The sequence below is a fragment of the Intrasporangium sp. genome (assembly GCF_036566125.1).
Taxonomy (GTDB): Bacteria; Actinomycetota; Actinomycetes; order Actinomycetales; family Dermatophilaceae; genus Intrasporangium.
In genome coordinates this window covers 1-9,040 of sequence record NZ_DATCWX010000107.1, presented here as the reverse complement: position 1 = coordinate 9,040, position 9,040 = coordinate 1, and the positions used below count along the sequence as shown (strand labels likewise).

At 70.3% G+C, this 9,040-nt stretch carries 8 protein-coding genes, 1 tRNA gene, 1 other RNA gene and 1 pseudogene; 5 read left to right on the top strand and 6 right to left on the bottom strand.

Annotated elements, in window-relative coordinates; all coding sequences use genetic code 11:
- Positions 1–1,359 (bottom strand): helicase HerA-like domain-containing protein (locus VIR15_RS06445; protein ID WP_331926650.1); only part of this gene is annotated, 1,359 nt, incomplete at its 3' end.
- A 40-nt stretch (positions 1,360–1,399) separates the two neighbouring features.
- Here VIR15_RS06445 and VIR15_RS06440 point away from each other — a divergent pair.
- Entirely contained in the window at positions 1,400–1,696 is a 297-nt protein-coding gene (locus VIR15_RS06440; protein WP_331926649.1) for a type II toxin-antitoxin system VapB family antitoxin, read from the top strand.
- 55 nt (positions 1,697–1,751) lie between these two features.
- Positions 1,752–2,288 (top strand): LytR C-terminal domain-containing protein, encoded by a 537-nt coding sequence (locus VIR15_RS06435; RefSeq protein ID WP_331926648.1) that lies wholly within the window; start codon positions 1,752–1,754, stop codon positions 2,286–2,288.
- A 6-nt stretch (positions 2,289–2,294) separates the two neighbouring features.
- Here the strand turns inward: VIR15_RS06435 and argF are convergent, their stop codons facing one another.
- Both argF and VIR15_RS06425 read right to left on the bottom strand, forming a co-directional pair.
- A complete protein-coding gene (gene argF, locus VIR15_RS06430) occupies positions 2,295–3,308 on the bottom strand; it encodes an ornithine carbamoyltransferase (RefSeq protein ID WP_331926647.1) in 1,014 nt (337 codons plus the stop codon).
- A gap of 87 nt (positions 3,309–3,395) precedes the next feature.
- Positions 3,396–3,483, bottom strand: a tRNA-Ser gene (locus tag VIR15_RS06425).
- Positions 3,484–3,561: 78 nt separating this feature from the next.
- On the opposite strand from VIR15_RS06425, the gene VIR15_RS06420 reads away from it, so the two are divergent.
- Both VIR15_RS06420 and ffs read left to right on the top strand, forming a co-directional pair.
- Positions 3,562–4,872 (top strand): MFS transporter, encoded by a 1,311-nt coding sequence (locus tag VIR15_RS06420; protein WP_331926646.1) that lies wholly within the window; start codon positions 3,562–3,564, stop codon positions 4,870–4,872.
- 23 nt (positions 4,873–4,895) lie between these two features.
- An RNA gene (ffs, locus tag VIR15_RS06415) (signal recognition particle sRNA small type) lies at positions 4,896–4,992 on the top strand.
- A 48-nt stretch (positions 4,993–5,040) separates the two neighbouring features.
- Here ffs and VIR15_RS06410 read toward each other — a convergent pair.
- Entirely contained in the window at positions 5,041–6,141 is a 1,101-nt protein-coding gene (locus VIR15_RS06410; RefSeq protein ID WP_331926645.1) for a LacI family DNA-binding transcriptional regulator, read from the bottom strand.
- Between the two features lie 88 nt (positions 6,142–6,229).
- On the opposite strand from VIR15_RS06410, the gene VIR15_RS06405 reads away from it, so the two are divergent.
- Positions 6,230–7,429 (top strand): MFS transporter, encoded by a 1,200-nt coding sequence (locus VIR15_RS06405; RefSeq protein ID WP_331926644.1) that lies wholly within the window; start codon positions 6,230–6,232, stop codon positions 7,427–7,429.
- A 104-nt stretch (positions 7,430–7,533) separates the two neighbouring features.
- Here the strand turns inward: VIR15_RS06405 and VIR15_RS06400 are convergent, their stop codons facing one another.
- Both VIR15_RS06400 and VIR15_RS06395 read right to left on the bottom strand, forming a co-directional pair.
- Positions 7,534–8,796: a GNAT family N-acetyltransferase gene (locus VIR15_RS06400; RefSeq protein WP_331926643.1), complete on the bottom strand. Its 1,263-nt coding sequence runs from the start codon at positions 8,794–8,796 to the stop codon at positions 7,534–7,536.
- Between the two features lie 30 nt (positions 8,797–8,826).
- Positions 8,827–9,040 (bottom strand): annotated as a pseudogene (locus VIR15_RS06395) (hypothetical protein); the annotation flags it as partial.

Below are 9,040 nucleotides of genomic sequence, written 5' to 3'. Positions count from 1 at the left end.
GTTCATCTTGGCGGTGAGCAGCTCGTGCGCCGACTCCCGGTCGACCGGGGTGCCGTACTTCGCCTGCAGCGGCGAGCCGGCGACGGCGGCGTCGATCGAGGCATCCGTCGTCGGCGACATCGAGGCCTGCGGCGCACGCAGCCGGGTCCAGGCCACCGGACTCGGCGCGCCCTTCTCGTTCATGACGGTGACGATCGCCTCGCCGGTACCGAGGGTCGTGAGCACCTCCTCGAGGTCGTAGCCCGACTTCGGGTAGGTCGACACGGTCGCGCGCAGGGCCTTCGCGTCATCGGGAGTGAACGCCCGCAGCTGATGCTGCACGCGCGAGCCGAGCTGGGCGAGCACGTCGCCGGGCACGTCCTTCGGGGTCTGGGTCACGAAGAAGACGCCGACGCCCTTCGATCGGATGAGCCGCACGGTCTGCACGACCTGGGCGAGGAAGTCCTTCGACGCGCCGTTGAACAGCAGGTGCGCCTCGTCGAAGAAGAAGACGAGCTTCGGCTTGTCGAGGTCTCCCTCCTCGGGTAGGTCCTGGAACAGGTCGGCGAGCAGCCACATGAGGAAGGTGGAGAACAGCTGGGGCCGGTCCTGGACCTGCGGCAGCTCCAGGCAGGAGACGATCCCCTTGCCGTCGGCGGTGGCGCGCAGGAGGTCGTTCGTGTCGAACTCCGGCTCACCGAAGAAGGCGTCGGCCCCCTGGTCCGCGAAGGTGATGAGGTTGCGCAGGATGACGCCCGCCGTCGCGGAGGACAGGCCGCCGAGCGCCTTGAGGTCCGCCTTGCCCTCGTCGGAGGTCAGGAGGGTGATGACGGCGCGGAGGTCCTTGAGGTCGAGCAGCGCGAGGCCGTTCTGGTCGGCGTAGTGGAAGATCAGGCCGAGGCTGCTCTCCTGGGTGGCGTTCAGGCCGAGGATCTTCGACAGGAGCACCGGCCCGAACGACGTGATCGTCGCCCGGACGGGGATGCCGCTGCCCATGCCGCCGAGCGAGTAGAACTCGGTGGGGTAGCCGCGGGCCTCCCACGGCATACCGACCGACGTGGCGCGCTCGGTGATCTTCTCCCCGCCCTCACCGGGGCTGGCGAGCCCCGACAGGTCGCCCTTGACGTCGGCGAGGAAGACCGGCACGCCCTGGTCGGAGAGCTGCTCCGCCATCAGCTGCAGCGTCTTCGTCTTGCCCGTGCCCGTGGCACCGGCGACCAGGCCGTGCCGGTTGAGCACGTTGAGGGGCACCTGCACGGGCGCGTCGGGGTGCGCCTCGCCATCGATCACCGCGGCGCCGAGCTTGAGCACACCTCCCTCGAAGGTGTATCCGGAGCGGATCTCGTCGAGCTGGGTCGCGTCAGCCGGTGCGTCGGTCACGTGGGCACTCTAGCCATGCCACCCGGCCTATAGTGGCCGGGTGATTTTCAAGGCCGTCGGCGACACCCGTCCCTATCCCGACCACGGGCTCGTCTCGGCAAAGGACTGGTCCAACGTCCCCCCACGCGTGGTCCAGCTCGGTGAGCTCATCACGACGAAGAGCACGCTGGACCTGCGGGGCCTGCTCGCCGACGACTCGACGTTCTTCGGCGACCTCTTCCCGCACTGCGTCGAGTGGGAGGGTCAGCTCTACCTCGAGGACGGCCTGCACCGAGCCCTCCGTGCCGCACTCCAGCAAAGGCCTGTTCTCCACGCCCGCGTCCTCGTACTCTCCTGACACGGGCTCTCTCCTGACAGGGCAGGGAGCGCCCAACGTCGGGTAGAGGAGACCCATGAGCCTGGTCGACGAGGACGAAGCTCTCGAGTTCCGCGCGCGTCGACGACGTCGGGGGACGGTCACGATCACCGTGGTCATCCTGGCGCTCGCCGGCGCCTTCTACTACGCCTCCTCCTACTTCCGCGAGACCACGCCGCAACCCGGGCCGTGCACGACCGTCGTGGCAGCGCCGCCGCTCAAGCCGGCCGACGTGTCGATCAACGTCTACAACGCCACCAGCCGCCGTGGCCTCGCCCTGTCGACCTCGAAGACCGCGGCCCAGCGCGGGTTCAAGATCGCAGCCGTCGGCAACGACCCCCAGGACAAGACGATCAAGGGCGTCGCGCACATCCGCTACGGCCCGGCGGGCGAGGAGTCGGCCAAGCTGCTCGCCCAGCACATCAAGGGTGCGAAGCTGATCCAGGACAAGCGCAAGGACGACACGATCGATCTCGCGCTGGGCACCACGTGGAAGGGGTTCGGGCCGATTCCGACCCCGACGACTCAGGCCGCAAGCCTGCCCCCGTGCCCGACCATCACCGTCGAGGGTTGAGCCGCCTCAGAGCTGGACGAGGGTGGCGACGAGCAGTGCCTTGATCGTGTGCAACCGGTTCTCGGCCTGGTCGAAGACGATGGAGGCCTTGGACTCGAAGACGTCGTCGGTCACCTCGAGCTCCTTCAGGCCGAACTGCTCGTGCACGTCGCGCCCGACCTGCGTCTCGAGGTCGTGGAAAGCGGGGAGGCAGTGCATGAACCTCACGTCGCGGTTGCCGGTGAGCTGGAGCAGCTCGGCGTTGACCTGGTATGGCGAGAGCAGCTCGATCCGGTCGGCCCAGACCTCCTTCGACTCACCCATGGACACCCAGACGTCCGTGTGGACGAAGTCCACGCCCCTGACCCCCTCAGCCACGTCGTCGGTCAGCGTGATCCGGGAACCGGACTCAGCGGCATACCTCTTGGCTTGTGCGACAACGGAGTCGGAGGGCCACAGCGAACGTGGCGCGACGATGCGCACGTCCATCCCGAGCATCGCGCCCGTCATGAGCAGCGAGTTGCCCATGTTGAAGCGCGCGTCACCGACGTACGCGTAGGCGATCTCGGTCAGGTCGCTTCCGGGCTTGGCGTGTTCCCGCATCGTCAGGGCGTCGCAGAGGGCCTGGGTGGGGTGCCATTCGTCGGTGAGCCCGTTCCAGACCGGTACGCCGGCCCATGCCGCGAGGGTCTCGACGACGTCGTGTCCGGCGCCGCGGTACTCGATGCCGTCGTAGTAGCGGCCGAGCACGCGTGCGGTGTCCTTGATCGACTCCTTGTGCCCCATCTGCGAGCCGGCCGGGTCGAGGTAGGTCGTGGAGGCGCCCTGGTCCGCGGCGGCGACCTCGAAGGCGCACCGGGTCCGGGTCGAGGTCTTCTCGAAGAGCAGGGCGATGTTCTTGCCGGTGAGGCGTCGCTCCTCGCGGCCCTCCCGCTTGGCGGCCTTGAGCTCAGCGGCCAGGTCGAGCAGGGCGCGCAGCTCGTCTGGCGAGAGGTCGGTCTCCTTGAGCACGTTCCGGTGCACGAGCGCGGCGAGGGTCATGCACCGATGTTGTCAGCCCCGCGGTTGGACGACAAAAGCGGTCCCACGCAAACAGAAAGGACCCCGGCGATGCGGGGTCCTTTCGGTTGGCGGAGGATGGGGGATTTGAACCCCCGAGGGTTTTATCCCAACACGATTTCCAATCGTGCGCACTAGGCCACTATGCGAATCCTCCGTCGGGCAGGGTACCGGAGCCCGACCCTGCGGGAAAAATCGCGCGACCATCGTCGGTGCCGGCCGGGAGACTTGGCGGGTGACCGCCTCTCCCTCCACCACACCGCGGCTCTCGTCGTTCTGGCATGACCTGCCCCGCGACGGGAAGCTGCTCATCTCGACGGTCGTCTTCCAGTCGATCGGCACGGGCCTCGTCCTGCCGTTCATGGTCGTCTACCTCAACGAGGTCCGCGGCATCGCCCTCGAGACCGTGGGGCTGCTGCTCGCCCTCCAGGCCGGCGTGGGCATCGCCATCGTCACGCCGGTCGGGGCGCTCATCGACCGAGTCGGCCCGCGCCGCGTCTATGCCAGCAGCCTCATCGCCCTCGTCGTCGCCGACGTGCTGCTCGCCCGTGCGACGACCGCGGGCCAGGCCGCCCTCGCGCTGACCTTCCTCGGCTACGGCTTCGGCGTCGTCTGGCCGGCGTCGAACGCCCTCATCGGCAACCTCATCCCGACCGAGCTGCGCCAGCGATATTTCGGTGTCAACTTCACGCTGCTCAACCTCGGCATCGGCATCGGGGGCATCATCGGGGCGCGGTTCGTGGACGTCGACCGCCCCGGGACGTTCGCCGCGGTCTACCTGCTCGACGCGGTCAGCTACCTGCCGGGACTCGTGATCCTCCTCGGCCCGCTGCGTCATGCCCGGGACCGGGTCGGGCGCCCCGCCGAGGCTGCCGCGGCGCGGGTCTCCTATCGTGCGCTCCTCCGCGACCGGGAGCTGCGGGCCCTGCTCGCCCTCGTCGCGGTCGCAGCCCTGGTGAGCTATCCGCAGCTCAACGCGGGCCTGCCGGCCTATGCGAGGGCCGAGGGGCAGATCTCCACCAGGGGGCTCGGTTACGCGTTCGCCGCCAACACGCTCGTCATCGTCGTCCTGCAGCTGTTCGTCCTCCAGCGCATCGAGGGTAGGCGCCGCACCCGAGTCACGGTCGTCATGGCCGGCACGTGGGCCATCGCGTGGGCCCTGCTAGGGGCCACGTCCCTCGTCCCGGGGACCGTCGCCGCGACCGTCCTGCTGGCCGCCTGCGCCGGCATCTTCGGGCTCGGCGAGACGATGCTGCAGCCGACGAGCGCCGCGATGGTCAACGACCTGGCTCCGGACCACCTGCGTGGGCGCTACAACGCCCTCAGCTCACTCATGTTCTCGGTCGCCTTCGTCGTCGGCCCGGTAGTCGCCAGCTTCCTCATCGGCCGCGGGCTCGGGGGCGCCTACATCGCCTTCCTGGTCGGGGGCTGCGCCGTACTCGCGGTCATCTCCCTCGCGGTGGAGCGCCGGCTTCCGCCGCACGTCAACGGTGTCCGTCCCGTCGACGTCGAGGCAGCCCCTGACGGAGCCCGCATTTCGGGTTGAGGAGCCGGGCGCATACACTGACCGTCGGCACCCCGTGTGGTGGTACCTCTCCGAACTCCCCCAGGGCAGGAATGCAGCAAGGGTAGGAGAGCTCTTCCAGGTACGCGGGGTGTCCTCGTTTCCTGCGGTTCCAGCCGGGTGCCGACCAACCCTGATCCCGTATGCCGCTCAGCGCGGTGGCGCTGTCGTCGTGCCCTCGCGCAGGTGGACGGGTTGGATGACGCCTCGCGGGCGCTGGCCCCCGAGGGTCCGGCGCACGAGGGTGCCGAGGATCCGGCCCTTGTCCTGACCGTGCTGGTCCATCGTCGTCAGCCGGTGCGGTAGCCAAGGCAGGTCGAGGCCGTCGAACCCGGTGACCGACAGGTCGTCCGGCACGCGCAGGCCGAGCTCCTCGGCGGCGATGACCACACCCGCAGCGATGACGTCCGACTGCGCGACGACAGCGGTGGGGCGGTCTCCCGCGGGACGGTCGAGCAGGGCGCGACCGGCGACGATGCCACCCTCGACGGACGAGCCGTCCCCCGTCTGGACCACTTCGGCGCGTGCCCCGAAGACGTCGCGGAAGCCGTCGAGCCGGTCCCGCGACGAGAGGTAGGTGTCACCCCGGAGATCCTCCGGCGTGACCGGCCCGGCCACCGATCTCGCCGTCAGCGACATCGCGACGTGGGCGACGCGGCGGTGCCCGAGACGCTTGACGTGACGGGCGATCTCGGCTCCTGCCGCACGCTCGTCGATGCGCACCTGGGTCACGCGCTTGTCGTCCGGGACGCCCGTGCCGAACATCGGGATGCCGCGCGCCGAGAGGTGGTCGACGAGAGGCGAGGACTCCGGTCCGCAGAGCGAGAAGACGACGGCATCGAGGGCGAGGCCGGCGATGAGTGGCAGCAGGTTCTCCTCGTCGTTGGCGGGCTGGCCGAGCAGCAACAGACCGGTCGGGATCGCGTCGAGCTCCTCCGCGAGCCCGTCGAGGACGGAGATGGCGAACGGGTCCCGGAAGGCGATCCGGACCCGACCCTCGACGACGACCCCCACGACGCCGGCGCGGCCCTGTCGCAGCGAGGAGGCGAGCGGGTTCGGACCAGCGAAGCCGATCTCGGACGCCACCGCGCGCACGCGCTCCGCGGTCGCCGCAGCGACGGGACCCTTGCCGCTGAACACGAGCGAGGCCGTGGAGACGGAGACGCCGGCGCCCGTCGCGACATCGCGCAGCGTGGGCCGCTGCTGGCGGCGTTGCCCACGCGGGGTACCGGCTTGACCTGGACTCGCCATGCGCGGCATCATACTCGAATCGGTTCGATCGAATCGATTCGAGTCTCACTCCGAGGCCCGCTGTCCCGACCGCCCGAGAGGCTTGCCCGTGTCCGTCATCGCACCGCCGGGGCCTGTTGTCCGCACGGCGCGCAACGCCGTCTTCACGGCCTTCGCGGTCAACGGAGCTGCCTTTGCTGCGCTCGCCTCAAGGGTGCCGGACATCAAGCACGAGCTCGGTTTGACCGCTGGGGAGCTCGGGCTGACGCTCTTCGCCCTCTCGATCGGGGCGGTCGTCGGCCTGCCCCTGTCCGGCTGGTTCGTCCACCGCTTCGGGTCCGCCAGGGCGGCGCTCGGCGCTGCCACGGTCCAGGTCCTCGGCCTGGTCGTCGTGGGCCTCGCCGTGACGACGCTGACCAGTCGTGGGGTCGCGATGGCGGGCCTGCTCCTCGTGGGCTTCGGGAGCGGGGTCTTCGACGTCGCCATGAACCTCGAGGGCGCCTCCGTCGAGCGCCACCTGTCGCGCTCGATCATGCCGCGCTTCCACGCTGCCTTCAGCGGTGGCACCGTGGTCTCCGCGCTGGTGGGTGCAGGACTCTCGTTCCTGCACGTGAGCGTCCTCATGCACTTCGTCGCCGCGGCCGTCCTGCTCCTGCTCGTGACGCCGTGGTTCCTGCGAGCGTTCCTCGCACGTGGCGTGGAAGACGGGGCGGCTGACGACCCCGGGCCAGGCCGCGCCAGGGCCGGCATCGCGTCCGCCTGGCGCGAGCCGCGCACGATCCTCATCGGCGTCGTGGTGTTCGCTGCGGCCTTCACCGAGGGCACCGCCAACGACTGGATCGGGGTCGCCCTCTCGGACGGCTACGACCTGCCGCGCTGGGCCGGAGTGCTCGGCTTCGCCGTCTTCCTCACGGCCATGACCGCCGGCCGAATCCTCGGCACGCGCCTGCTCGATCGGCACGGTCGGCTGCCCGTGCTCCGCGTGCTCTACGTCGCCGCAGTGGCCGGCAGCATCCTCGTCGTCCTCGGCGGCCCCGCGCTCGCCTTCATCGGCGCGGCCGTCTGGGGCGTCGGCGCGAGCCTCGGCTTCCCGGTCGGCATGAGCGCCGCCGCAGACGAACCGCGCCGGGCTCCGGCCCGGATGAGCGTCGTGTCGACGATCGGCTACACCGCCTTCATCGCGGGGCCGCCCCTGCTCGGGTTCCTCGGCGACCACGTCGGCATCCTCCGGTCGCTCCTCGTCGTCGGCGGCATGGCGGCGCTGGCCCTCGCGGCTCTCCCGGCCGTCCGCGAGCCCAACCGCCCCTGACCCAATCCGCAACACACCCGCTTATCGACTGGTCGCACGACCTGCAGCCGAGGCAAGCGGTCGATAAGCGGGTGTGTTGCCGAGGGAGTGGTGGTCCGGGCGCCTCAGAAGTACTCCGTCATGAACGGTGTGCAGGCGAACATCGCATCGAGCGCCCGGTCCGACTCGAGAGCACCGCCGCTCGCCAGCCCGGCTGCTCGGAGCCGCGACATGGTCCAGCCGCACCAGAGGCCCGCCATCCCGCGCGGTCCCAGCCGGGTCGGCCCTCCACCCATTCCGTATGCCGCTGTGCTCGCTCCCCCCGAAGCTGCACTCTCGTCCGGGGCTGGGTCCGCGGCCCCCTCTGATCGAGTGGACAACTTTCGGGCCCTCCCAGCCCCGGCTGCGACCGAGATCTCCCACCTCGCGGAGTTCGCGGGAACCTCCGGATCGTCGAGCACGATCTCTGCCGAGGCCGTCACGTGGGGCGAGAAGCCCCGGGCCGCCATCGCGCCGGGCAGGTCCACGATGCGCAGCATCCAGACGTGCTCACGGACGTCGACCTCGGGCATCCCACCGAAGATGAGCCGGCCGGGGTCTCGCGGGTCGAGGTAGCTGCGCACGGTCGGGGCTGCCGACGAGCCGGAACCGACGACGGCCCAGAGGGCGGCGGTCGCCTCGGCGGACTCGCCAACCAGCTCCTCGACGGTGAGCACCTCCTCAGCGAGCGAGTACGAGACGAACCCGCGCCCTCCATCTCCCTCGTCGAGCACGTAGTTGATCAGCTCCTCGTCCTCGAGGTGCTCGCGCCACGTCTCGACGGTCGGCAGCATCGGGCCGCTGAGCCCGTGGCGCTCCTGGTCCGACCTCATGAGGGAGCGGAAGAGCTCCGCGTCACCCGGCCCCGCGGGTCTGGGACGCAACCCACCACTCCGGGCTCGGGCCGCGCGGACGTCGTGAGCGGCATACGAATAACGGGGTTGGACGCCACCGACCTCGTAGCCGACGCTGCGATAGAGCTCCGGCGCGGTCGGGAAGAGACAGGACACGACGTCTCCCAACTGTGCCATGCGCTCGACGAGACCGCGCATGAGCAGCGTGGCCACCCCTCGCCCCCGGGCGCTCGGCTCGGCGTAGACGCCGGCGATGCCGCCCATCCGAAGGTGCCGGCCGCCCCACACCTGCTCGTACGGGCGCGCCCTCCCGGTCGCGAGAAGGGTGTCGTTGCCGTCGACCACGCCGAGCATGCGGCCAGGGATGACCTCCTTGGCGACCCGCTCCCACCACGTCTGGCCTCCGGGGCCGAGGGGACCGAAGGAGCGGGATCGGATGGTCAGGGCCGCGGGGAGGTCGGCTTCGGTGATGTCTCGGACGTGCAGGTCGCTCACCCCCCGGACTCTAGGGCCAGCGCCCTCGTGTCAGGTCCGGTGGCGGTAGGTCAGCCGCCGGACCCGGGACACGCCCCACGCTGCGACCGCGGCGACGAGGGCGGTGCAGAAGGCCGTGAGGCCGGAGGCCCCGGTGCGGTAGGCCTGGGCGAGGAAGGCGCCGACGAGGACCACGGTGACCGAGGGCATCGCGTACCAGAAGAGCCTGCTCTGTGGCGAGACGATCGTGGCCGGGGGATCACCG

Excerpts from the sequence above, each read along its gene's own strand:
- VIR15_RS06435 (WP_331926648.1), top strand. The coding sequence starts at position 1,752 with ATGAGCCTGGTCGACGAGGACGAAGCTCTCGAGTTCCGCGCGCGTCGA.
- argF (WP_331926647.1), bottom strand. The coding sequence starts at position 3,308 with ATGACCCTCGCCGCGCTCGTGCACCGGAACGTGCTCAAGGAGACCGAC.
- VIR15_RS06410 (WP_331926645.1), bottom strand. The coding sequence starts at position 6,141 with ATGGCGAGTCCAGGTCAAGCCGGTACCCCGCGTGGGCAACGCCGCCAG.